Source organism: Burkholderia sp. R-40 (genome assembly GCF_049942845.1).
Taxonomy (GTDB): Bacteria; Pseudomonadota; Gammaproteobacteria; order Burkholderiales; family Burkholderiaceae; genus Burkholderia; species Burkholderia ambifaria.
This window is the reverse complement of record NZ_CP187967.1, coordinates 1,313,373-1,335,902: the sequence shown is the minus strand read 5'-3', so window position 1 is coordinate 1,335,902 and position 22,530 is coordinate 1,313,373. Positions and strand designations below refer to the sequence as shown.

Sequence of the window (22,530 nt, the reverse complement as noted above, 5' to 3'; positions counted from 1 at the left end):
CTGGACGCGTTCCACTCGACGGCCTCGTGCTCGCATGGCCGGGGCGCACGTCCGTTCATTCACCCGTGCCGACAACGTCCGTCGGCAGCACGTCGCCCGTTCCGGTTCAGGCGAGCCGTTCCGATCCGATGACATGCACGCCCGGGCGCGCATCGATCGCCGCATCGAGCAGCGCGCGCGCGATGCGCGGCGCGGGATTCACGCGCCACTTCGGCGGCAACAGCGGCCCGGCGGCACCGAGCGCCAGCGCCATCATCCGTTCGCCGAGCCGGAACTCGTCGCGACTGCCGCCGATCAGGCCCGGCCGCACGCAGGTGAGCGACGTGAATCCGATGCCAGCGAGCGCACGCTCGACTTCGCCCTTCACGCGGTTGTAGAAGATGCGCGACGCCGGGTCCGCGCCGAGCGCGGAATTCAGCACGTAGGTCGGCGTGCCGGACCGGTGCGCGAGACGCGCGACCGCGAGCGGATAGTCGTGATCGACACGGCGGAACGCAGCCTGCGAGCCCGCGACCCGCATCGTGGTGCCGAGCGTGCAGATCACCGCGTCGGCCTGCCACCAGTCGGCCGCCTCGGGCAGGTGATCGAAGTCGACCGTCACGGCGCGCATCTTCGAATGCGGCGACAACGGCCGGCGCGCGAGCACGACGATCTGGTCGACCCGCGCGTCGGCCAGCGCGATGTCGAGGACGTGGCGCCCGACGAGTCCGGTCGCGCCGACGAGCAGCAATTTCATGTGCAGTTGTCCGTGTATGGCCGGTGCAGAGCTGGCCGTGAGCGGCAGTCGTGCGACGCTGCACATCACCATGCCGCATCGCGCCGGAGCCGCCCGTTCGAAGCCGATGAATCGGACGGGATACCGACACGATGAACGGTTCACGCGAGAGGGTCAACAACGACCCGCGAGCCGCGCATGCTCGAACGCGACCGCACCGACCGCGCGGATCTGCGACGCAGCCGGGCTTCGTCCGGCGACGGACAGCAACGGATGCCGACGCGCGTTCACACGTGCAACGCATGCCCCAGCGCGCGCAATGCCGCCTCCTGCACCGCTTCGCCGAGCGTCGGATGCGCGTGGATCGTGCCGCCGATGTCCTCGAGCCGCGCGCCCATCTCGAGCGACTGCGAGAACGCCGCGGCCAGTTCCGACACGCCGCGCCCGACCGCCTGCCAGCCGACGATCAGATGCGTGTCGCGCCGCGCGACGACGCGCACGAAACCGTCGGTCGCCTGCAGCGTCATCGCGCGCCCGTTCGCCGCGAACGGGAACGACGCGCTGATGCAGTCGACGCCGGCCGCCTTCGCGTCGTCGGGCGACCAGCCGGACGTGACGACCTCGGGATCGGTGAAGCACACGGCGGGGATCGACGCGGGCGTGAACTTGCGGCGCCGCCCTGCGATCAGCTCGGCCACCATCTCGCCTTGCGCCATCGCGCGATGCGCGAGCATCGGCTCGCCTGCGACGTCGCCGATCGCCCACACGTTGCGCATCGAGGTCCGGCATGCGTCGTCGATGCGCAGCGCGCGGCCGTTGCGATCGAGCGGCAACGCTTCGAGCCCGAAGCCGTCCACGCGCGGCCGGCGGCCGACCGCGACCAGCACGCGATCGGCCGGCAGCGTCTTCTGCGCGCCGTCGGGTGCCTGCACGCGCACCGCGCCGTCGCTCGCCAAACCGAGCACCGTGTGACGCAGCCACAAGCCGACGCCGAGCCGCGCGAGCGAATCTGCGACCGGCTTCGCGAGTTCCGCGTCGTACGCAGGCAGCACGCGCTCCGCCGCCTCGACGATGCTGACCTCGACGCCGAGCTTGCGATAGACGGTCCCGAGTTCGAGCCCGATGTATCCGGCGCCGACGACAACCAGCCGCGTCGGCAACGACGTGGGCGACAGTGCGTCGGTCGACGATACGACGTGCCCGCCGAACGGCATCGACGGCAGCGCGACCGGCTCCGAACCGGTCGCGAGCAACAGGTGTTCGCATGCGATGCGCGTCGTGTGGTCACCGGCGACGACATCGACCGTCTTGCCGTCGACGACGCGCGCGTCGCCCTGCAGCACGCGCACGCCGTGCTTCTTCAGCAGCGCGCCGACGCCGCGCGTGAGCCGCTCGACGATCCCGTCCTTCCACGCGACGCTTTTCGCGATGTCGATCTCCGGCGCGCGCACGCGAATTCCGAGCATGCCTTCGCCGGCCTGCGCGCACGCCTGCTCGAACGCGTCGGCGACATGGATCAGCGCCTTCGACGGAATGCAGCCGATGTTCAGGCACGTGCCGCCGAGCCGTTCGCGCTCGACGAGCACCGTCGGAATGCCGAGCTGCCCCGCGCGAATCGCGGCGACGTAACCGCCCGGACCGCCGCCGATCACGAGCAGCGTGGTGTGTTCGTTCGGCATCGCACTCACTCCACGAACAGCAGCGCCGGGCGCTCGAGCAATCCGCGCACGGCCTGGATGAATTCGGCCGCGTCCGCGCCGTCGACGACGCGATGGTCGAACGACGACGACAGGTTCATCAGCTTGCGCGCGACGATCGCGCCGTCGCGGATCATCGGCCGCTCGACGATGCGGTTCACGCCGACGATGCCGACCTCCGGATGGTTGATGACCGGCGTCGACATGATGCCGCCGAGCGCGCCGAGACTCGAGATCGTGATCGTCGAGCCGGTCAGCTCGTCGCGCTGCGCGCGGTTCGCGCGCACCGCGTCGGCGAGCCGCGCGATTTCCGCCGAGATCGACCACACGTCGCGCGCTTCCGCATGACGCAGCACCGGCACCGTGAGGCCGCTGTCCGTCTGCGTCGCGACGCCCATGTGCACCGCGCCGTAGCGCGTGACGACCCCGGCTTCGTCGTCGTAGCGCGCGTTGATCTGCGGGAAGTCGCGCAGCGCGATCACCATCGCGCGGATCAGCAGCGGCAGCGGCGTGAGCCGGCCGCGCGCGTCGCCGTGGCGTCGGTTCAGCTCGCTGCGCAGCGATTCGAGCTCGGTGACGTCGATCTCCTCGACGTAGCTGAAGTGCGGAATGCGGCGCTTCGCTTCCTGCATCTTGCGCGCGATGGCGCGGCGCAGGCCGATCACCGGCACCTCCGTTTCATCGTTGCGCTCGTCGTAGCCGCGCGCTTGCGCGCCACCCGCCGCCGTGCCGCCCGTGCGTGCGTACGCATCGAGGTCCGCATGCAGGATCCGGCCGGCCTCGCCGGTGCCGCGCACGTAGCGCAGCTCGATGCCCATGTCCCAGGCGCGCTGGCGCACCGCCGGCGACGCGAGCGGCCGTTCGCCCGGCGCGAGGGCCGCGCGCGGCGGCGCCGCGTGTTCCGTGCGACGCGGCTCGGCCGGTGCACGCTCAGCGGTGTGTCGCGCTGCCTTCGACGCGTCGTGCGCTTCGGTAGCTTCGGCCGCTTCGGTGACTTTCGAAGACCTGGCAGGCGCGTCGACCGCCGCCGGACGCGACGTTGCATCCGCTTCGGCATCGCGTGCCTTCGTGCCCGGCTTCAGGTTGCCGTTGCCTTCGACCTCGACACGAATCAGCTCGCTGCCGACCGCCATCATCTCGCCGATCCGGCCGCCGAGCGCCAGCACCTTGCCCGCCACCGGCGACGGAATCTCCACCGCCGCCTTGTCGGTCATCACGTCGGCGAGCGGCTGGTCTTCCTTGATCGTCTGGCCGACTTCCACGTGCCACGCCACCAGCTCGACCTCGGCGATCCCTTCGCCGATATCCGGCATCTTGATCACATGAATCCCCATCTCAGGCCTCCATCACGCGTCGCAATGCTTCGCCAACCCGGGCCGGGCCGGGGAAATACGCCCATTCCTGCGCGTGCGGATACGGCGTGTCCCAGCCCGTCGTCCGCTCGACCGGTGCTTCCAGATGGTAGAAGCAGTGCTCCTGGACGAGCGATACCAGTTCCGCGCCGTAGCCGCAGGTGCGCGTCGCCTCGTGCACCACCACGCAGCGGCCGGTCTTGCGCACCGACGCGACGATCGTGTCGAGGTCGACCGGCCACAGCGTGCGCAGGTCGATCACTTCCGCGTCGATGCCGGTCTCCTCGGCCGCGGCGAGCGACACGTGCACGGTCGTGCCGTACGTCAGCACCGTCAGGTCGTTGCCGGGCCGCACGACGGCCGCCGTATCGAGCGGCACCGTGTAATAGCCGTCCGGCACCACGCTGCCCGGATGCTTGAGCCACGACGTGACCGGACGCTCGTGATGGCCGTCGAACGGCCCGTTGTACAGCCGTTTCGGCTCGAGGAAGATCACCGGATCGTCGTTCTCGATCGACGCGATCAGCAGCCCTTTCGCGTCGTACGGATTCGACGGCATCACCGTGCGCAACCCGCAGACCTGCGTGAACATCGCCTCCGGGCTCTGGCTGTGCGTCTGGCCGCCGTAGATGCCGCCGCCGCACGGCATCCGGATCGTCATTGGCGCGGTGAACTGGCCCGCGGAGCGATAGCGCAGCCGTGCGCCTTCCGACACGATCTGGTCGGACGCCGGGTAGAAGTAGTCCGCGAACTGGATCTCGCAGACCGGCCGCAAGCCATACGCGCCCATCCCGACCGCCGCGCCGACGATCCCGCCTTCCGAGATCGGCGCGTCGAACACGCGCGACTTGCCGTACTTGGCCTGCAGCCCTTCGGTGCAGCGGAACACGCCGCCGAAGTAGCCGACGTCCTGCCCGAACACGACCACGTCGCCGTCGCGCTCGAGCATCACGTCCATCGCGGAGCGCAGCGCCTGGATCATCGTCATCGGCTGCGCCGATGCCGTCGTCGTTTCCTGTTGCGCCATGATCACGCTCCCAGTTCCTGGCGCTGACGGCGCAGGTGCGCGGGCAGCTCCTTGTACACGTCGTCGAACATCGAGGCCGGCGACGGAATCCGGTCGTCGGCCAGCGTGCCGAACTGCTCCGCTTCCTTCTGCGCGGCGATCACTTCGGCTTCCAGCTCGGCCGTCAGCGCATCGTGCGCGCTGTCCGACCAGATGCCTTTCGCGATCAGGTGCTGCTTGAAGCGCGCGATCGGATCGCCGAGCGGGAAATGGGCCCAGTCGTCGGCCGGCCGGTATTTCGTCGGATCGTCCGACGTCGAATGCGCGCCCGCGCGGTAGGTGACCCATTCGATCAGCGTCGGGCCGAGATTGCGGCGCGCGCGTTCGGCGGCCCAGGTCGATGCCGCGTAGATCGCGAGGAAGTCGTTGCCGTCGACGCGCAGCGAAGCGATGCCGCAGCCGACGCCGCGCCCGGCGAAGGTGGTCCCCTCGCCGCCCGCGATCGCCTGGAACGTCGAGATCGCCCACTGGTTGTTGACGACGTTCAGCACGACCGGCGCGCGATACACGTGCGCGAACGTCAGCGCGGTGTGGAAGTCGGCTTCCGCGGTCGCGCCGTCGCCGATCCACGCGGACGCGATCTTCGTGTCGCCCTTGATCGCCGACGCCATCGCCCAGCCGACCGCCTGGATGAACTGCGTCGCGAGATTGCCGGAGATCGAGAAGAAGCCGGCTTCGCGGTCCGAGTACATCACCGGGAGCTGGCGCCCTTTCAGCGGGTCGCCTTCGTTCGACATCAGCTGGCAGATCATCCGTTCGAGCGGCACGTCGCGCGCGATCAGGATGCTTTGCTGGCGGTAGGTCGGGAAGCACATGTCGCCGTGACGCAGCGCCATCGCGTGCGCGGCGCCGATCGCCTCTTCGCCGAGGCTCACCATGTAGAAGGAGATTTTCTTCTGACGCTGCGCGATCATCATGCGCGCGTCGAAGATGCGGGTCTTCAGCATCGCGCGCATCCCGGCGATCAGGCGCGCATCGTCGAGGTCCGGCGCCCATGGGCCGAGCGCTGCGCCGTGGTCGTCGAGCACGCGCACGAGGCTGCGGGCGAGATGGGCGGTGTCCGCGGGGGCAACGTCGATCGGCGGGCGGCGAACCGCGCCGGCCGGCGATAGATGCAGATAGGAAAAGTCCGTCTTGCAGCCCGGACGCCCGGTGGGCTCCGGCACATGCAGACGCAATGGCTCTGACAGGCTCATCGTGTCGTCTCCACGCTCGATTGTGTCTCACGCTGTTGGAACGCGCGGCCGGTTGCCGGCTCACGCGCGGGCTGGCGCACGGATAAGCACGCCAACCTTGAAAATCTATGCCTCGCGGCGCGCGACGTCGATGACCAAGCCGCTCGATTGCGGTGAGCAGATTTGCCATGGCGGGTGTCGGCGGGCGATCGGCGCCGCCGGCGTGGTGAATGAAGGCCGCGTGTGCTGCGATGCGTCAATGGCTGCGGAGCGTGCGGATCGCGGCCGCACCGATCGTTCCGCGTCGATCATGTCGGACGATACGAAGCAAGAGACCCCGCGAAATCCGGGATCTCGGCGGGGGTCTCTTCGTCCGGGCGCTTGCCGGTTCGTGCCGGCGCGATGCGTTACGCGTCGGGGCGCGCGATATCGAAGCGGCTGTCGGGCTTGACGTGCACGTAGGCCGACGGGCCGCCCGCGCGAAGAATGATGCCCGCGCCGAACGTGTCGAAGATGCCGTCCTTCAGCAGGTCGTGGCGAATGTGCACGGCGATGACTTCGCCGAGTACCAGCGTGGCCGGCGTGTCGACGCCTTGGTGATCGCGCAGCGGGATCACGTCGGTCACCTTGCATTCGAAGTTGACGCCGCTTTCCGCGACGCGCGGCACATCGACGAGGCGCGACGGAACCGCGGTCAGGCCGCCGAGTTCGAATTCGTCGACGCCGTACGGCACCGCCGCACACGTCTGGTTCATCCTGTCGGCGAGATCGCGCGTCGCGAGGTTCCAGACGAACTCGCCGGTCTCCTGCACGTTACGCAGGCTGTCCTTCGCGGCCGTGCTCGAAAAGCCGATGATCGGCGGACGATAGTTGAATGCGTTGAAGAAGCTGTACGGCGCGAGGTTGATCGTGCCGTCGCTCCCTCGGGAAGAGATCCAGCCGATCGGGCGCGGGCCCACGATCGCGTTCAGCGGATCGTGCGGGAGGCCGTGGCCTTGCGAGGGTTCGTAATAGTGATGGGTCGAGTCGGTCATGGCGGGTGGTCTTGAGGCAGGCAAGCTGCGTTGAAGTCCATCGCCCGGCGCGCGTGTGCCGAGGGCAGCAACGGTGTGCGGTGCGATGTGCGCGCCAAGTATCACATGGGGTCGGTTTCGTTGCAGTGAGGGTGCGGTCGCGCGCGAGACGTTGCAGCGGCGATGCATGTGGCACGCAACATAAAAAACCGCGAGCCCTTCATTCGTTTTCTCGCTCGCGGTTTTTTCAAATCTTCATTGAAGCGGTCGCCGTCGAACCGGGGATGGAGGCCGAAAAGGGCTCGTCAGTGTATATGTCCTGCGAACAGTCCGAGCAATCCTATGATGATCAAGTAGATCGCAACGATGAAATTCAGCAGGCGCGGCACCACCAGAATCAGAATGCCAGCGATCAGCGAGACCAATGGGCTCAAGTTCGTGAATATGTGCATGGCGTTGCCCCTTAACAATAGATCGCGAAATCGCCAACTGGAGCACCTCGAAACCGTATTGCACGACCCTGTGCTTCGTAGCCGCTCCTTTTCAACGCTGCATGCGATTCCGTGACGGGTGGGAGATTTTTACCGACGCAGGCAACCGGAACCCTGACCGGTTGTCAGTGCAACGTTTGTTTGCATGTCGCAGCGATTTTCGTGCCTGCTCCAGCGCGTGCGACCGATTCCGTCTGTACGCTGGAATCCGGTGACATCACTCGAGATGCCACGCTTATGCCGTACCGCACATGGAATTTCAATTTGCGCCGCGAGAATGCGCGTGAGAATGAAGCCCTAGAAATTGCGTGCCAAGCCGACCATGAACATATCCTGGTCCTTGTCGTTGCCGGTTGCGACACGATTGAAGCGCAAGCTCGCCGCCCAATCGTTCGTGACCTGATAACTCACCTGCGCGCTGAGCAACGCATTGACTCTCGTTTTGCTCGAGGCTTCGTCCCGGTCGTGCGAAAGATACGGACCTGCCCCTGCCGACAGCGTCCATTTGGTCTTGATCGGCGCGACGTACCAGAGTTGCGCTGCCACACCTCTGCGGCCGGCGACGCCATTGTTGCCTTCGTAGACGAAGCTCGCCGAATAGGCCCACGCATTGCCGAGCGGCCGTTTGACTTCGACCATATAGCCCTTTTCGATCGGCACTTGCGGACGGTTCGTCTGCGACGTCCCGGCCCAAATGCTGACCTGCGTCTTGCCGTCCGACAACGCCGGGCCGGGATCGCCGCCAAAATCCGAACCGATACCGAACAGCACCGCGTCGGAATTGAATCCGCCAATCATCTGCACGTGGTTGTACTGCAGCTTGAGGAAGAAGCGGTCGGGAACGATGTAATACCGCACGGCTGCTGACGCGCGCACTCCCCAGCGCTTTTCATTGCGCGCCTGGTTGTCGACATGGGTCGTGTCGATGCTGAAATACGGCCCCGCCGACAATTCGACCGCCACGCGATTGCCGAGCGGCCAACGAAACGAACCGAGCGCGGCGAAGCCGTCACGGTGGTGGTCCACCGGATGCCCCTCGTTCAAATAGGCGAGGTAGATCGAGAAGTAGTCGTTCAACACGTCGCCGAAGCCGACTTCGTAGGCGCGCCAATGCATATCGCCGCCGTCGGTCGCGCGTCCGTCGCCATACACCGCATAAGCGTTGATCGTTCTTTCCGATGGCTTGAACGCGGTCGGTGAACTCGCGGGACCGTCCTCGGCATGCGCGTGGCCAACGCCTGCCAGAATCGCCAGACCCGCGATCGAGCCAGTGACGACGAAACGTGAATAGATGCGACGGCACTGTCCCATTTGGCCTCCCCACCTGAGCTGAACCCGGATGCTGGACGACGGTTGAACGAACTGCCTGCGAATCGAATCTGGTACTGGACGTGGCCGCTGGCATTCCTCGAGCGACGATGACCTGGCCCCAGTTTTAGTCCGGACTGCAGTTAGAGTCCGAGGTTAAAACCTGCTGGTTTGCATCGGGCGCCCGGACGAACTGCACAAGCGTCAGACAGCCCAGTGAGCTATGAGCTCGATACGCCATTCCTCAATCAGCCGCTTGGCGTGGCGCATTGAGACGAACCAGTGCTCGTTCAGGCATTCATCGCGGAACCGCCCGTTGAAGCTCTCGATATAGGCATTCTCCACCGGCTTGCCAGGCCGAAGGAACGAAAGTGTGACACCGGCTTCGTAGGCCCATACATCCAGCACCTTACCAGCGAACTCCGGCCCGTTGTCGACCGTGATGGATGCGGGTAAACCTCGTATCTCCTTGAGTCGCTCGACCACTTGCTGCACGCGTAGGCCCGGCAGTGAAGTATCGACCTCGATGGCCAAGCATTCGCGCGTGTAGTCGTCGACCACGCTCAGGCATCGACACCACCGACCATAGGTCAACCCGTCAGAAACGAAGTCCATCGACCAGCTCTGATTGGGGCCTGTTGGTAACGGCAGCGGCGTGCGCTCGACAGCCGCAATACGCTTGCGCCGCCGCTTGCGCACGTTGAACCCCGCCTTGCTGTACAAGCGCTAGACGCGCTTGGGGTTGGTGAAGCAGCCATCCCGCTGCAACAGCATGTGAATCCGGCGATAGCCGTAACGGCGCTTCTGCGCGGCGATGGCCGTCATCCGGCCAGTCAGCGCTTCGTCGTCAACTCGGCGGCGTGATTCGTAGTGGAACAGCGAGCGCGATATCCCTACCAGCCCGCAAGCACGGGTAACGCCCATGGCGCGTTCGGTCATCAAGATTCGGACTGCTTCGCGCTGGCCTGCGGGCTTGCAACTTTCGAGCCAGCAGGTCCTTCAGCGCGGCGTTGTCGAGCATTGATTCGGCCAACAGGCGCTTGAACTTGTTGTTCTCCTGCTCCAGTTCCTTCAGGCGCTGCGCTTCGGAAACCGTCATCCCGCCGAACTTCGCTTTCCAGTTGTAGTAGCTAGCTTCCGAGATGCCGTACCTGCGGCACAGCGCCGCCGGCTTCAGGCCAGCCTCGGCTTCCTTCAAGATGCCGATGATTTGCTCTTCGGTGAATCGTTTCTTCATTGCCGTTCTTCTCTGGAACGGACTCCACACCGTCACCGTACTAAACGCGGGGAGCAGGTCACAAATTTGGTAAATAGAAATCAAGGCGCGTGGACGCCAGCGAGGCGCATGAAATTTCAAGCCGGAGTTCCGCTCGCAGGTTGTAGCGGAAACAGGTCGGCGATCGCTTCGCGGCCAACGCGAATGAGCCAACCGGCGCCCCTCCCGATCAGCGTATTAGGCGCATGAAACCGCCATTACCCCCAGCATGCCCAGCCCCCAAGGCTGCGAAATGATCCGGTAGTTTCCGATCAGCTCGCCGCGTGCGGAATACTCGTAGGCGACGGAGTGCCTAACACCATCGTTGTCGATGAATACCTTGATGCGCCTCGGGTCGCGAAGCAGCCCGCAGCCCACGCACTTGAGTACGGCTTCCTTGCACGTCCAGCCAAGCAGGAATGCGGTGCGCCAGTCGTCGCATCGCGACAGGCAATCCCGCTCGTCACGATCGAATACGATGTCCGCGAGCTTCGGCGGAATCGCGCGATCGCATCGCTCGATGTCCACCCCGATCGGACCGTCCTCTCTGATCGCCACGACGATCAGGTCGCCGGCATGTGACACATTGAAACCCAGCGATGCGTGGGGAGGCGGCAAACCGGGTTTCCCGAGCCTGTCCACGACGAATTCGCCGAGATAAGGTTCACCGTCGATGCGTGCCCCCAACGTGCGCCGCACGAACGTGCGCCCGGCGATGAACCGTGCGCGTCGGGCGGGATCATCGATAACCCGCGCCCGGACCAATTCGGCTTCGGACAACAGCTGTGCATCTCGATCAAGTGCGCTGGCCAAATTGGCCCACGCGAACGTCAATGGACTCGGGGCACCGGCATAGTGCACCTGCGCGCTCCCTGTCTGAGATGCACTCCACAGCGGCGAGCCGTCCGGCTCGTGCCATCCCAACCTAACAATCCCCGGCGTCTGCGTCGCATTCGCGCCCAAGACGGTCACGCGACCTCACCGCTCTTTTGCTTCGCTTCACGCACCCGCGCTTCGATATAGTCAACCATCCGCCCGAATGTGTTGAACGGTGAGTTCTCGACAGCCAGGTCACGCTCGTTGGCGAGCTGTAGACGCACGCCCAGGTTCTTGAAGACATTCTTTTCGAGATCGGCGATGATCGTGACAAGACTCAGGGAATCGAGCTGCCCTGCTTCCGCGTACAGCTTCGCGTCGCGCCCCTGGGATAGATCGACCGGTTGCTCGAGATACGGATCCTGGCTCTTGATCGCCTCGGTCAGCATTTTGTTCAGTTGATCCTGCATGGTTGTGATCCTTAGGTTCAAATTTCGGAAAATCATCCGGAGACGCGTTACTCCGCTCCGGCCGGAGCGAGCAGCGCCCGAATCTCGATGAACCGGCCGCTCGTCAGACGCTGATCCGGCTTCGGATGAATGAGATCGAACACATCTACCGCACGCTGCGCCGGCGCTACCGCATAGCCCGGCGTGCGGAACCGCTCCTTCAATCGGGCATGCTCCGGAAACTCCGCGATGCGCGGGCTGAACACGATCTCGCGCGACAGCGCCGTATCGACGTTGCACATGCCCAGCACGGCAAAGAACACGTCGGGATACTCCTCGGCGTAGACTCCGCATAACGCCAGCAACGCTGCCTTCGACAGGCTGTACGGCAGCATGCCGGCGCGAAACCGCACCCCCGCTATCGACGCGGACGCGACCACGACGTCGGGACGCGTCGGCAGCGCGAGGAACGCATCGAGCAGCAGCTTGTTTGCCACCGTGTTGACGGTCAGCGTCCGCTGAAGCTCGTTAGACGAGCATTCCCGCGCGCGCCTAGGCGCTGTCCCAGACACGCCTGCATTCAGGTAGACGACGGACACACCATCCTGCGCGATGGGTGCGAACACCCCGTTGAACAGGTCCGTCGCCTCGTCGAGTGTGAGCAGGTCGCACTGCTTGAACACCATATTTCCGGACGCCAGCAGCGCATCTGGCCGGCGCCGGGCAATGCCGTACACAGTCCAGCCGCGGTCCAGATAGTGAGCGGCAAGCGCATGACCGATTCCGTCGCTGACGCCGGAAATGAAAACGCTCGCCACGTCACCCTCCGTCGTTCCGAGGCTTGCAATCCCCTGCCTCTCCGGACGGTCTCAAAACTTGCCCGCCACGAAGCCTCCATCAACGGACAGCAGCGTGCCCGTCACGTACGAAGCCTGCTCGCTGAGCAGCCACAGAATCGCGGCGGTGATTTCCTCCGGTTTCGCGAAGCGCTTCATCGCGGTCGACTGGATCTTCTCCTGCGTCGATTCCGGGTTCGCACGCAGACGCTCCTCAGTGTTCATGCCGCCGAGCGTCGGGCCGGGACACACAGCGTTCACGCGCACCACGTTCTGGCCCTCCGGCGGATTCGCGCTCTCGATCGCGGCCACCTGGGTCAGCATGTTCAGCGCCGCCTTGCTGCTCGAATAGGCACTCTGACGCGGTTGGCCAAGCACGCCGCCACAGGACGACACGTTGACGATCGCCGCGTGCTCGTGCCGCGCCATCAGGCGGATTTCATGCGACATCAGCAGAAGCGGGCCGACCAGGTTGATGTCCAGCACGCGTTTCCATTCCTTCAGGTCCAACTCGCGCACTGCTGCGCGCTTGGTCGTCACGCCTGCGTTGTTGACCGCGAGATCGAGACGGCCGTGACGGGATTCGATCAGGTCGAAGAGACTGATCACCGCATTCTCTTCAGTGACGTCGACCGCCACGTAGCGCGCGTTTTCGCCGAGCAGTTCCTGCGCGCGGCGGCCGTCGTCTTCGTTGCGCCCGGTCACATAGCAGAACGCGCCCGCATCGACCAGCGACTTTGCGACGTTCAGACCGATGCCACGCGTGCCGCCCGAGATCAACGCAACTTTTCCGTCAAATGCCATGTTCAATTCTCCTGGTATTTCATCTGAATGAGTTGAGGTCGAAGGTAGCGGGGATTGACGCAGCAGAAGACCCGATCCGCCAGCGGCTCCTTCTTGTCTCGCAGACAATACGAATCCCATCGGCAGCGATCGACTTCGCCCGCACGTCCCGACAATTCCTTCAGTACAAAATGGTGATCCGCAACGATCGCGCGCCCGAAACCGATGAAATCGGCGTCGCCGCTCGCGACGATTGCCTCCGCCTCTGCCAGGCTGTCGAGGTTGGCCGCGAAACCGATGGGCAACCGCGTCGTCCGCTTCAGGAAGCGCACCGCGTTGCGCGACTGCGCCAGCGAGTAGTCGCGGTTCCCGAGAAACTTCCCGAACGTCCCGGCCACGCCGGTCGCGCAGGTAATCGCATCGGCGCCCGCCTCCTCGAGCGCCGCGACCACGTCGCCCAGCTGCTCGACCTGCAACCCGGCTTCGCCGAAACCGTCGTCGATCTGCAGGCGCACGAAGATCGTCGCGCGATCGGCCGCCAGCGCGCGCAAGCGCCGCACGATCTCCAGCAGGATCCGCGCCCGCCCGATAGGTGTACAGCCCCACCGGTCCATGCGGCGATTCGTCCGCGGCGACAGGAAACTGCTCAGCAGATAGCCGTTGGCCGCATGAATCTGCAGCATCGGTGCCCCGATCGACAGCGCCAAGCGAGCCGCCTCGAAAAAATGGTCGATGTACTGACCGATCTGCTCGTCGCTCAACGACGTGACGTCGCCTTCCACCGCACGTTCGTCGCCGTTCGCGGGCGCCCGGACGCCGTAATGCTGAAGTTGGACGCCCAGGGCAAAGCCGAGGTGCCGCGCGGTCTCGAACACCGGACGCAGATCGTCCGCGTACGACGGCGACGTCAGCATCAAGCTCCGATCCGTGTACTGCGAATCCGGGTCGACCGAAGAATTTCCGAGGAATCCGAAACCGCATCCGCCCCGCATGATCGACGCATAGATGTCGAAGAATTCGGGCAGCGGACGCCCTGTCGGATCGCACACGTCGAAGCCGACGGACGAGAAATACATTCGGTTCGGCAGGATCAGGCCAGACCCGATCGTGAGCGGCTTCATCAGGTTCGGAAAATGATTCATTGGCATCGCTGCGTGCTCGCTCGTCCGTTCAACACACCGTAAAGCCGCGCTTGATCATTTCCTTCAAGCGCTCCAGCTCCGCGTACTCGATGTGACCGAAATCCCACGTGACGCCGTCCTCGTCCTGGCCTGCGTGCGTGACGGGCGCCTTGAAGCAGATGTTGCCGTCATAGATCACCGTCAGAAGCGCGTTGGGCGTGTTGCCGATTTTCGCGGCGCTGGTCACGCACGACTGCTTGCCGATCTTCCTGAGCGAGACGATCGACTGTCCCGCCCCGTCCGACGTGAGCAGCGAGATGACCGGTGCGCTCGGCACCGGCGCGAAATACTCGGTGTCGAACAGGCACGCGTTGCGCGCAAGCCTGAACTTGTCGAGCCGGATGACGGGCGCCACCGACTCGATCCGCGCGATCAGCGCGCCGCGCTGATAGAACGACGACGCGTAGCGCACCTCGCACGGCTGCAGGTCGTCCGTTTCAGTCAGATCGTCGACCACGATCTCGATCGGATACATTAGCTCCGCATACCCGTGGAATTTCGCATTGAGTCCGCTGAGGCTCACCGTCACCTTGCCGAGCGCATGCTCCGAGTATGTGTACAGCTGGTAATAGATCGCCTGCCGCGCCGCTTCCAGCAGCATGATGCCGGGCACGTGCTCGTGCCGTTTCCGGTAGAAGAAGTAATGGTCCGCGAGATTGACGAACTCGAAGCTCGTCGAGCGCGCGGACACGCCGTGATGTGTCAGGAACCGCTCGATTGCGTCGTCGCCGACCGGTACGCTCACCGGCGCGCGCAGGCTGTCGATCACCTGGTGCGGCACACCGCGAATGACGTCTTCCTTTGCGACGTCGGCGAACGGCCGCCCGGTCGCGAACCCGCGCGCTGGCGCCGTGCGCAGAATGCGCGCCGACGCGCCTGCGGATTCGTAGAGATGCTCAAGCCCGGCCACGCCGCCGTCCGGGTGCTCGCCCGTTACCGGCGACACGAGCCGCGACGGCACCACCTTGCGCGGCCGCGTCAACAGGACGTCGTCGGCCGAGTCTTTATGGAGAAGGTTCGGGGAAATTATCGTCGTGCTGATCATCTTTCTGCTCTACAGGGCGATTTCAACGTTGTAGTCCTTGATCCAGCGATTCATCCATAGCGCCATCTCCAGACCGCCGCGGTTGTAGGGCTGGCTGACTTGGGTTGGCGCGCGCTCCAGCAGCGCACGGACCTTCGCGCGATCGATCAGGTCGTGAATCGGTGCCGCTGGGTCATCCAGCACGTCGGCCAGCTCCGCGCGCAGGCCCTGCTCATACGCACCGTCTTGCGTCGCCGGGTAGGGCGTCTTCACCCGATTGAGGACGCTTTCCGGCAGCAGCGGACGAACCGCCTCGCGCAGCAGACTCTTCTCCCGCCCGTCGAACGTCTTCATCTGCCACGGCACGTTGAACACGTACTCGACCAGCCGGTGGTCGCAGAACGGCACGCGCACTTCCAGCCCGACCGCCATGCTCATCCGGTCGTTGCGATCCAGCAGGGTCTGCAGGAAACGCGTCAACGCGAGATACGACACCTCCCGTATCCGGCGATCCTGCTCGGATTCACCATCGAGAACCGGCACTTCGCGTAGCGCGTCACGGTATCGGTCCGCCCGGTAAGTATCGCGGTCGAGCGACGCCACGAAGTCAGGCGCCAACAGTTGGACGCCGCCGAAATAGCGCGACGAGCCGGCCGTCAGCCACGGGAACGTCTCAGCCTTCAGCGCGGCCGGATTCCGGAACCACTGATAGCCGCCGAACACCTCGTCCGCCGCCTCTCCCGACAACGCCACCGTCGAATGTTCGGATAGCTCACGGAACAGCAGATACAACGATGGCCACATATCGCCCCAGTACGCCGGCGGTGCATCCACCGCGCTCAGGATGCTGCTGCGGACCGACGCGTCGAGCATCTGGTCGCTGCGCAGTAGCAGCTCCGTATGGCGCGTGCTCGCGTGCGCGGCAAGATCCCGCGCGAACGGCGCGTCGGGCGAGCCCCGCACGCCGTCGGCAGTGAACCCGTCGAGGTTGTGCTGGAAGTCGACCGAATACGATGACAGCGCACCATCGCCCATCTGCCGTGCCGCGATCGCGGTCACCGCCGACGAATCGAGGCCGCCGGACAGCAGCGTGCAGAGCGGCACGTCCGACACGATCTGACGCTGGACCGTGTCCGACAGGATGTCGCGCACGGTCTCGATCGTCGCCTGCTGGTCGTCGCGATGCTCGTTAGCCTGAAGGCGCCAGTAGGTCTCCTTCCGGAGGCCGCTACGATCGAGGATTACCAGATCCCCCGGACGGACTTCCAACAGGCCGTCGTAGACAGTCAGCTCTGGCGTCTTGATCATGTCCAGCAGCTCGCGCAAGCCGTTCGCCGTCACGCGCGGCTTGACGAGCGGATGCTGGAACAGCGCCTTCGGCTCCGACGCGAACACGAGCCCGCCGTCTGTCGGGAAATAATAGAGAGGCTTCACGCCAAGACGATCGCGGATCAGGATCAGGCGCTCGCGCTGACTGTCCCAGATCGCGACGGCGAACATGCCGTTCAGATGACGCGCGACGTCCTCCTTCCAGTGCAGATAACCCTTCAGCAGCACCTCGGTGTCGCTGTTGGTCTCGAACGCGTAGCCGGCGCGCTGCAGTTCGGCGCGCAGGTCCTTGAAGTTGAAGATTTCACCGCAGAAGGACGCCACCGCCTTCCGGCCGGCGGGATCGATAGCGTGCATCGGCTGCGCCCCATAGGCGAGGTCGATGATCGCGAGGCGGCGATGGCCGAGCGCGACGTTCTCGTCGAGCCACGTGCCGTGCCCATCGGGACCGCGATGCACGAGCGAGTCCGTCATCGCCTCGATGAGACGATTCGGTTCGGGGAAGTTCCGTTTGAAATCGATCCAGCCGGCAATGCCGCACATGTTATCTCTCAGAATTTAGTTTATCTAAATATTAATCGTACTCTCTGCTGCTGCACGACCCCGTTTTTTCCTAGCGAAACGCGATCGCCTGCTACTACCCTTCTGCCAGTCCTTGTATCGCCTCCAATGCCACTTCCACCGGCGCCAGCACGTGAGTCTTCGACAAATCCGCCAGCAGCGCGCCCCACGCGAGCCCCACACCGAAGCCGCACATCACGACGTTGCGACGCGCCTCGCCGCCTTTCTCGTGACGACGGGACAACAGCAAGGGGATGGACGTCGAATTCGTGTTCCCGATGCCGTCGACGTCGACGGGCAACCGCTCGGGTGCGACGCCGAGCCGGTTCCGGATGTAATCCAGGATAAATCGGTTCGGCTGGTGCAGCGCGAACAGATCGACGTCCTCAAGGCCTTTACCTTGGCTCCTGAGCAGCGAATCGATCACTTCGGGCACGCGGCGCAACGCGAAGCTCATTACCGCCGCGCCGTCCATCTTCAAGCAACTGATTGTGCCTGTACGCCCCCCGTCCTTCTCGTACTGGAGGTTCACACCGAGCAGGCTCCGGCCGCTGCCATCCGCGCCGGACACAAATTGCAAAGCCTCGTCGCCCACCGTGATCAGCGTGGCCGACGCCGCGTCACCGAACAGCATGCGGGCCTGATGATCGCGGTCGTCGACCAATCGCGTATTGATGTCGCCGGTACACAGGAGCACGTTCCGGCACGCGCCCGACACGACGAGCGAAGCCGCCTGAATCAGGCCGCTCACATACCCCGCGCACCCAGCGTTGATATCGACGACGACGCAGTCTGTCGGCAACTCGAGCTGGTGATGAACCGCGTACGCGCATCCCGGGCTCCAGTCGTCCGGCGTCTGTGTTACGACAATCAGCCCGTCGATCTCGCCCGCGGCGATTTCCGAGCCGCGCATCAAGTTCAGGGCGGCGGCGACAATGAGGTCGCTCGTCGCCATACCGGCCGCCGTGCGGATCGAGCCAATGCCCGTCCCCCGCACGATGCGTGCGACCTCGCGCTCGCCGTAGATCGCCGCGAACTCCGCCTCGCCGATCGTGCCGGACGGCAGCGCCGCGGTAATCGCCTTGATCGAAATACCGGAAATCGTTTTGGCAACCATGTTCAATTCCCTTTCAGCTTCTGGACTAGGCTGACGAGATCGGAAACAGTGCCCAGCTTTGCAACATCCGGCAGGGTCAGCTGTTTCCCCGTGTGCTCAGTCACCAGCGCCACCACCGACAAAACGGCGAACGAATCCCATTTTTCATTACCGCTCAAAATCGTGGTCGGCTCGAGGTCCGTGGTATTGATATCCAGCGCTCTTGCAATTTGTGGTCTCAGGTTCTCGAAATTCAACTCCATGGCAAGGCCCTCTCTCGAATAAGATTTCGATATTTCTGGCGGCATGTCACTACTCTCGCCGATTTTCCGTTCGTTGCGCGCCTGGAATATCCCGGCTCCGGGTTCAATCGACAGAAGTCAGCGCAGACTGTTTGTCGTCCACACCGAAACGTTCGTCGGTCTTCTGGACGGGCGCCGGCTTTTTACGACCGAATACGATGGCGGCAGCGAACCCGAGCACGAGCGGCGCAAGCGTTCCGTACAGCGTGACCCAACCGAAACCCAGTATCAGTGCCGCGCGCGCCGTGACGATCGGAATTCCACCGGCATCGGCCGCCGCGAAGCTGCCCGCCGAGACCGCGTCGACCAGATGACGAATATCTGTACCGGCCGGCAGCGCTCCCGCCAGGCCCACGGATACGCCGCTCACCAACACGAAGCCCATGATCGCGATGTTGATCGCCAGCGAAATCATCCGTGCGCTGAACTCCATGCCGGACGCCATGCCCGCCCTCTCCGGCGGCAGCGACCCGGTGGCGGTATTCGTCACCGGTGTGTTGGTCAGCCCGAGCCCGATGCCCGCCACCACGCAGCCGGGCAGCAGCGTGATCCAGCTCGCGTGTCCGGTCGTCACGACCAGGTGGAACAGCAGGAAGCCGGCCGCGATCGTGAACAGCCCGACCGGAATCACGAAGTTCGGTCCGCGCTTCAGCAACAGCCGCTCGGCGACGGGCGGCACGACGATCGTCGGCAGCGTGTAGGCAAGCACGGTTAAGCCTGCGGCGACGCTGCTGTAGCCGAGCACCGCCTGCAGGTAGATCGGGAAATAGATAACGAACGGCCAGAAGCTGAAGTTCATCCCGCACGCGCCGAGTAACGCGCCCGAGAAATTGCGAACGCGAAACGCCTTGAAGTCGAACATCGGCCGCGCGACCCGGCTCTCGACGATGACGAACAGAACGAAGCTGATCACGGCGATCGAGAGCGCGCCTACGCCGAGCGGATTGTCAGCCTCAGGCTTCTGCCCCTGGCTAATCAGATACACGAGGCAAAAGACAGACGCCGACAAGGTCACCATCCCGCCGACGTCGATCTTAAGCGCATGCGGATCGGACGATTCGACCACACCGGCACGCGCGAGCGACACGGCCACCACGGCGATCAGCACGTGAATCAGGAACACCCACTCCCAAGTGGCAAAGCTCGCGATCGAGCCGCCGACGACCGGCCCGAAGCCCAGCCCGAGTCCAAACACGACGCCCCACCAAGCGAACGCTACGCCGCGCTCCGGGCCGCTCTGAAACTGATGGGATAGCACCGCGACCTGGCACGACAGCATCGCCGCGGCGCTCACCCCTTGCAGAAATCGGGCCGCGATCAGAAGCGGCGCACTCGGCGCCAGACCGCAAATCAGCGACGCGATGCCGAACACCACGATGCCGATCGTGAACACACGCTTGCGTCCGAAACGATCGGCCAATGCGCCCATCGCCACGAGCGACGAGCACATTGCAATCGTATACGCATTCATAATCCACTGGAGCTGCTTAAAATCGGCCGGCAATACATGCTCCAGTGTCGGCAGAATAGAAGGGACACTGGTAATTTCCAGCCCGAGCATGACCGCCGACAGGCAAATTGCCGCGAGCGCGATCTTGTTTTTCGATGATACGTCGACCGACATTTTGTCTCAGCTCCACAATTGAATGATTCAGATATTAACAGCGAGCCTCCATATTCCGCCCCACCACAACAAATATTTCTGTGACAACAAAACTCGATAGACACTGCGACAACAAAATATAGATATTGGATATATTAATATTATATCAAATATCTATATCTCCATTTCAAAAAACCCAGCAGGTCATCAATACGATTAATTGGCCGATTCCATCGGCGCATCGATTCGCCCGGCAATAAAAATGCACTATTTTCATGACGGAGATCGCCTATTTATAAAATCACGATAACCGCCGCTGGCACGGTCGATCGGAACGGCGTGTCAAGAGAAAAGCCACTCGCCGCGATGCTGATCGAGCCGCGCTGGCGAGAGTACGGATCGGCGCGAGAGCCGACCGGTGAGAAATGGAAGGGGCGTTGTGCGACGGATGCGTTCGGGAATGACCTCCGGCAGTTGAGAATCTAGCGGTCGCGGCTGCGCCGCTGAAGATCCGGAAACTGCCCGCCCGTTCGGAGACTCGATGCGATGGAACGAGGGGCAGGTTAGTGTTGCGCGCGGGGGCGTCAGGAGCGCATGCCTCGGTGCGTGCGCCAATGTGCTTCCGGCATCATCGAGTCGCGCGTCGTCTCGGCCAGCATCGGCGCCAGCATCGCCTTGTCGAGCGGCACGCAGTACACCGGCCGGCGTCGCTCGAAACGCCACCCTTCCGCCAGCGGTCCGGCATCGACCGCGTCGTAGCCGAGGCGATCCAGCAGCGTGATCGTCGCGCTGCGCGCGTCGGCATCGTCACCGGCTATCGGCAGCGCGCGGCGGTCCGGCGCACCGGCGGGGCGTGCGTCCGGCACCACCTCCTCCACCAGGATCGCATTGAATGCCTTGACGACGCGCGACTTCGGCAGATGATGAGCGAGCACCTCGGCCGTCGTCATCTCCCCACTCTCGAGTTCGGAGAGGAGACCAAAATGCGGGAAATAGTTCTGTGGGTTGAGCACGATCTTGCCCTCGAGTGGCTCGGCCGGCACCGCCCGATACGCCTGCAGCGGGAGCGCCGCGAACACGATATCGCCGTATGAGGCGGCTTCGTCCACCCGCCCCACTTCGCAACCGAGCGGCTTACACAGCGCCTGGATGGTTTCCGGTCCGCGCGAATTGCTCAACATGACCTGATAACCGGCACGGGTGGCCAACCACGCGACCGACTGCGCCATACGGCCTGCGCCAATGATTCCGATCTTCACACTCTCTCCTTTTTGGAATTTTCATCCGTCCGCGACGCGACAGTAATGAACGGCGGGACGAACGACAACTCGCCGACCAAACCAACCATGTTGGCGGTCGAGTTGTCAACGGTACAAAACATAGCAACCATCAGACAATGATATGATTAAAGTCAATAATGACGACAATTCTTTATAGATCATGAGCAAATTGATATTGGACGTCGACGCCATCCAGGCATTCGTGACCATCGCGGAATTCCAGAGCTTCACAAGGGCGGCGGAAGCGCTCGGCACGCAGCAAGGCGCGATTAGCGTGAAGCTGAAACGTCTGGAAGAACGCCTCGGCCACAAGCTGATCGAGCGCACCCCGCGCCTCGTTCGGCTGTCTGCCCAGGGCGCGCTGTTCCTCAATGCTGCGCGCGAGTTCCTCGCCGCACACGACCGCGCGGTGGCCGAACTGTCCGCCGAGCGTCGCCACTTCAGGCTCGGCATCGCCGAGCACGTGGCCGGGCCGGAAATTCCAGTCTTGCTTGCGCGCCTGTACGAGCGCGATCCGGCATTGACGATCGAAGTGCGCCTCGAAAACTCCCGCACCTTGCTCGATGCCTTCGACCACGGCAACCTCGACGCCGTGATCATCCGCCAGGACGACGATCGTCGCGACGGCAGCGACCTCGGCCCGGAGAATTTCGGCTGGTTCGCCGCCCCCGGCTTCACTCACCGCCCCGGCGAACCGATGCGGCTCGCGGCGCTGGCGCCCTGCTGCGGCGTGCGCGACATAGCAATGCGCGCACTCGACGACGCGGGCATCAGCTGGACCGAGGTGTTCGTCGGCGGCGGGCACGCGGCGGTGATAGCTGCCGTGTCGGCCGGCCTGGCGGTGGCGGCCTTCTCGTGCCGGCTCGCGCCACCCGACACGATCGAGGTCAGTCAGCGCTTCGGCCTCCCCGACCTGCCGTCGTCGAGAATCGTCCTGCATTCGACGCTGTCGGACCAGCGCTCCCGCGAAGCGTTGCGCACGCTCGCCGCGACCTACCGGGAACATCGCCCCTCCCGCCGTACTCCGGTGCAACACGAAACGCCCATCATCGATCCCGAACCTGTCGCGGCGTATTCCACGAGCGCACACGCCCGCACCGAATTCCGGCATACCTGACGACAGCTCGCGCCCCATACCCGGCCCAAAGCCCGACGCCGACCCGCGCGTCCTCCCGCCCGCTTTCGCGATGGCGCTGGT

General features: G+C 64.3%; 23 protein-coding genes. 1 reads left to right on the top strand and 22 read right to left on the bottom strand.

Going from position 1 to position 22,530, the window contains the following annotated elements; genetic code table 11:
- Positions 1–106: 106 nt before the first annotated feature.
- From ACP26O_RS06255 to ACP26O_RS06150, 22 genes are all read right to left on the bottom strand, one after another.
- Entirely contained in the window at positions 107–736 is a 630-nt protein-coding gene (locus ACP26O_RS06255) for an NAD(P)H-binding protein (protein WP_175663956.1), read from the bottom strand.
- A gap of 266 nt (positions 737–1,002) precedes the next feature.
- On the bottom strand, positions 1,003–2,394 hold the full coding sequence (lpdA, locus tag ACP26O_RS06250) for a dihydrolipoyl dehydrogenase (protein WP_175663957.1): 1,392 nt from the start codon (positions 2,392–2,394) through the stop codon (positions 1,003–1,005).
- A 5-nt stretch (positions 2,395–2,399) separates the two neighbouring features.
- Positions 2,400–3,746: a dihydrolipoamide acetyltransferase family protein gene (locus tag ACP26O_RS06245; RefSeq protein WP_175663958.1), complete on the bottom strand. Its 1,347-nt coding sequence runs from the start codon at positions 3,744–3,746 to the stop codon at positions 2,400–2,402.
- A gap of 1 nt (position 3,747) precedes the next feature.
- Positions 3,748–4,791, bottom strand: coding sequence for an alpha-ketoacid dehydrogenase subunit beta (locus tag ACP26O_RS06240; RefSeq protein ID WP_011656456.1), 1,044 nt, complete (start codon positions 4,789–4,791; stop codon positions 3,748–3,750).
- Positions 4,792–4,793: 2 nt separating this feature from the next.
- Complete coding sequence (locus ACP26O_RS06235; RefSeq protein WP_105833783.1) at positions 4,794–6,026, bottom strand: 3-methyl-2-oxobutanoate dehydrogenase (2-methylpropanoyl-transferring) subunit alpha; 1,233 nt, start codon at positions 6,024–6,026, stop codon at positions 4,794–4,796.
- A 386-nt stretch (positions 6,027–6,412) separates the two neighbouring features.
- A complete protein-coding gene (locus ACP26O_RS06230; protein ID WP_175663959.1) occupies positions 6,413–7,039 on the bottom strand; it encodes a flavin reductase family protein in 627 nt (208 codons plus the stop codon).
- Positions 7,040–7,323: 284 nt separating this feature from the next.
- Positions 7,324–7,470, bottom strand: coding sequence for a DUF3096 domain-containing protein (locus ACP26O_RS06225; protein ID WP_011656453.1), 147 nt, complete (start codon positions 7,468–7,470; stop codon positions 7,324–7,326).
- Between the two features lie 336 nt (positions 7,471–7,806).
- Entirely contained in the window at positions 7,807–8,820 is a 1,014-nt protein-coding gene (locus tag ACP26O_RS06220) for a hypothetical protein (protein ID WP_175663960.1), read from the bottom strand.
- A gap of 201 nt (positions 8,821–9,021) precedes the next feature.
- On the bottom strand, positions 9,022–9,540 hold the full coding sequence (locus tag ACP26O_RS06215; protein ID WP_208446706.1) for a DDE-type integrase/transposase/recombinase: 519 nt from the start codon (positions 9,538–9,540) through the stop codon (positions 9,022–9,024).
- A 3-nt stretch (positions 9,541–9,543) separates the two neighbouring features.
- Positions 9,544–9,642, bottom strand: a complete 99-nt coding sequence (locus tag ACP26O_RS06210) for an IS3 family transposase (protein WP_208446604.1) — start codon at positions 9,640–9,642, stop codon at positions 9,544–9,546.
- Positions 9,643–9,664: 22 nt separating this feature from the next.
- The gene (locus ACP26O_RS06205) at positions 9,665–10,054 is read right to left on the bottom strand and encodes a transposase (RefSeq protein ID WP_208446603.1); all 390 of its coding nucleotides are present in this window, start codon (positions 10,052–10,054) and stop codon (positions 9,665–9,667) included.
- Between the two features lie 216 nt (positions 10,055–10,270).
- Entirely contained in the window at positions 10,271–10,852 is a 582-nt protein-coding gene (locus ACP26O_RS06200) for a 4'-phosphopantetheinyl transferase family protein (RefSeq protein WP_175663961.1), read from the bottom strand.
- A gap of 188 nt (positions 10,853–11,040) precedes the next feature.
- On the bottom strand, positions 11,041–11,358 hold the full coding sequence (locus tag ACP26O_RS06195) for a hypothetical protein (RefSeq protein ID WP_175663962.1): 318 nt from the start codon (positions 11,356–11,358) through the stop codon (positions 11,041–11,043).
- A gap of 47 nt (positions 11,359–11,405) precedes the next feature.
- Positions 11,406–12,155, bottom strand: coding sequence for an SDR family NAD(P)-dependent oxidoreductase (locus ACP26O_RS06190; RefSeq protein WP_199569555.1), 750 nt, complete (start codon positions 12,153–12,155; stop codon positions 11,406–11,408).
- Positions 12,156–12,206: 51 nt separating this feature from the next.
- Complete coding sequence (locus ACP26O_RS06185) at positions 12,207–12,977, bottom strand: SDR family NAD(P)-dependent oxidoreductase (RefSeq protein ID WP_175663963.1); 771 nt, start codon at positions 12,975–12,977, stop codon at positions 12,207–12,209.
- Between the two features lie 2 nt (positions 12,978–12,979).
- Positions 12,980–14,077, bottom strand: coding sequence for an NADH:flavin oxidoreductase (locus tag ACP26O_RS06180; RefSeq protein ID WP_175663964.1), 1,098 nt, complete (start codon positions 14,075–14,077; stop codon positions 12,980–12,982).
- Between the two features lie 49 nt (positions 14,078–14,126).
- Complete coding sequence (locus ACP26O_RS06175; RefSeq protein WP_175663965.1) at positions 14,127–15,119, bottom strand: AfsA-related hotdog domain-containing protein; 993 nt, start codon at positions 15,117–15,119, stop codon at positions 14,127–14,129.
- A 72-nt stretch (positions 15,120–15,191) separates the two neighbouring features.
- Positions 15,192–17,033 carry an asparagine synthase (glutamine-hydrolyzing) gene (gene asnB, locus ACP26O_RS06170; RefSeq protein WP_175701239.1) on the bottom strand — a complete coding sequence of 614 codons (1,842 nt, stop codon included), beginning with the start codon at positions 17,031–17,033 and terminating at the stop codon, positions 15,192–15,194.
- Between the two features lie 94 nt (positions 17,034–17,127).
- Complete coding sequence (locus ACP26O_RS06165; protein ID WP_175663967.1) at positions 17,128–18,168, bottom strand: 3-oxoacyl-ACP synthase III family protein; 1,041 nt, start codon at positions 18,166–18,168, stop codon at positions 17,128–17,130.
- Between the two features lie 2 nt (positions 18,169–18,170).
- A complete protein-coding gene (locus tag ACP26O_RS06160; RefSeq protein ID WP_175661766.1) occupies positions 18,171–18,410 on the bottom strand; it encodes an acyl carrier protein in 240 nt (79 codons plus the stop codon).
- A 103-nt stretch (positions 18,411–18,513) separates the two neighbouring features.
- Entirely contained in the window at positions 18,514–20,073 is a 1,560-nt protein-coding gene (locus ACP26O_RS06155; protein ID WP_175663968.1) for an MFS transporter, read from the bottom strand.
- Positions 20,074–20,636: 563 nt separating this feature from the next.
- Positions 20,637–21,311, bottom strand: coding sequence for an NADPH-dependent F420 reductase (locus ACP26O_RS06150; RefSeq protein WP_175663969.1), 675 nt, complete (start codon positions 21,309–21,311; stop codon positions 20,637–20,639).
- Between the two features lie 181 nt (positions 21,312–21,492).
- On the opposite strand from ACP26O_RS06150, the gene ACP26O_RS06145 reads away from it, so the two are divergent.
- Positions 21,493–22,449 carry a LysR substrate-binding domain-containing protein gene (locus ACP26O_RS06145; RefSeq protein WP_175655977.1) on the top strand — a complete coding sequence of 319 codons (957 nt, stop codon included), beginning with the start codon at positions 21,493–21,495 and terminating at the stop codon, positions 22,447–22,449.
- Positions 22,450–22,530: the final 81 nt, after the last annotated feature.

Bases quoted from the DNA above. Each gene is read 5' to 3' on its own strand.
- ACP26O_RS06180 (WP_175663964.1), bottom strand. From the start codon at position 14,077: ATGAAGCCGCTCACGATCGGGTCTGGCCTGATCCTGCCGAACCGAATG.
- ACP26O_RS06225 (WP_011656453.1), bottom strand. From the start codon at position 7,470: ATGCACATATTCACGAACTTGAGCCCATTGGTCTCGCTGATCGCTGGC.
- ACP26O_RS06210 (WP_208446604.1), bottom strand. From the start codon at position 9,642: ATGACGGCCATCGCCGCGCAGAAGCGCCGTTACGGCTATCGCCGGATT.
- lpdA (WP_175663957.1), bottom strand. From the start codon at position 2,394: ATGCCGAACGAACACACCACGCTGCTCGTGATCGGCGGCGGTCCGGGC.
- ACP26O_RS06185 (WP_175663963.1), bottom strand. From the start codon at position 12,977: ATGGCATTTGACGGAAAAGTTGCGTTGATCTCGGGCGGCACGCGTGGC.
- asnB (WP_175701239.1), bottom strand. From the start codon at position 17,033: ATGTGCGGCATTGCCGGCTGGATCGATTTCAAACGGAACTTCCCCGAA.
- ACP26O_RS06205 (WP_208446603.1), bottom strand. From the start codon at position 10,054: ATGAAGAAACGATTCACCGAAGAGCAAATCATCGGCATCTTGAAGGAA.
- ACP26O_RS06145 (WP_175655977.1), top strand. From the start codon at position 21,493: ATGAGCAAATTGATATTGGACGTCGACGCCATCCAGGCATTCGTGACC.
- ACP26O_RS06255 (WP_175663956.1), bottom strand. From the start codon at position 736: ATGAAATTGCTGCTCGTCGGCGCGACCGGACTCGTCGGGCGCCACGTC.
- ACP26O_RS06235 (WP_105833783.1), bottom strand. From the start codon at position 6,026: ATGAGCCTGTCAGAGCCATTGCGTCTGCATGTGCCGGAGCCCACCGGG.
- ACP26O_RS06165 (WP_175663967.1), bottom strand. From the start codon at position 18,168: ATGGTTGCCAAAACGATTTCCGGTATTTCGATCAAGGCGATTACCGCG.
- ACP26O_RS06245 (WP_175663958.1), bottom strand. From the start codon at position 3,746: ATGGGGATTCATGTGATCAAGATGCCGGATATCGGCGAAGGGATCGCC.
- ACP26O_RS06220 (WP_175663960.1), bottom strand. From the start codon at position 8,820: ATGGGACAGTGCCGTCGCATCTATTCACGTTTCGTCGTCACTGGCTCG.
- ACP26O_RS06230 (WP_175663959.1), bottom strand. From the start codon at position 7,039: ATGACCGACTCGACCCATCACTATTACGAACCCTCGCAAGGCCACGGC.
- ACP26O_RS06155 (WP_175663968.1), bottom strand. From the start codon at position 20,073: ATGTCGGTCGACGTATCATCGAAAAACAAGATCGCGCTCGCGGCAATT.
- ACP26O_RS06240 (WP_011656456.1), bottom strand. From the start codon at position 4,791: ATGGCGCAACAGGAAACGACGACGGCATCGGCGCAGCCGATGACGATG.
- ACP26O_RS06195 (WP_175663962.1), bottom strand. From the start codon at position 11,358: ATGCAGGATCAACTGAACAAAATGCTGACCGAGGCGATCAAGAGCCAG.
- ACP26O_RS06160 (WP_175661766.1), bottom strand. From the start codon at position 18,410: ATGGAGTTGAATTTCGAGAACCTGAGACCACAAATTGCAAGAGCGCTG.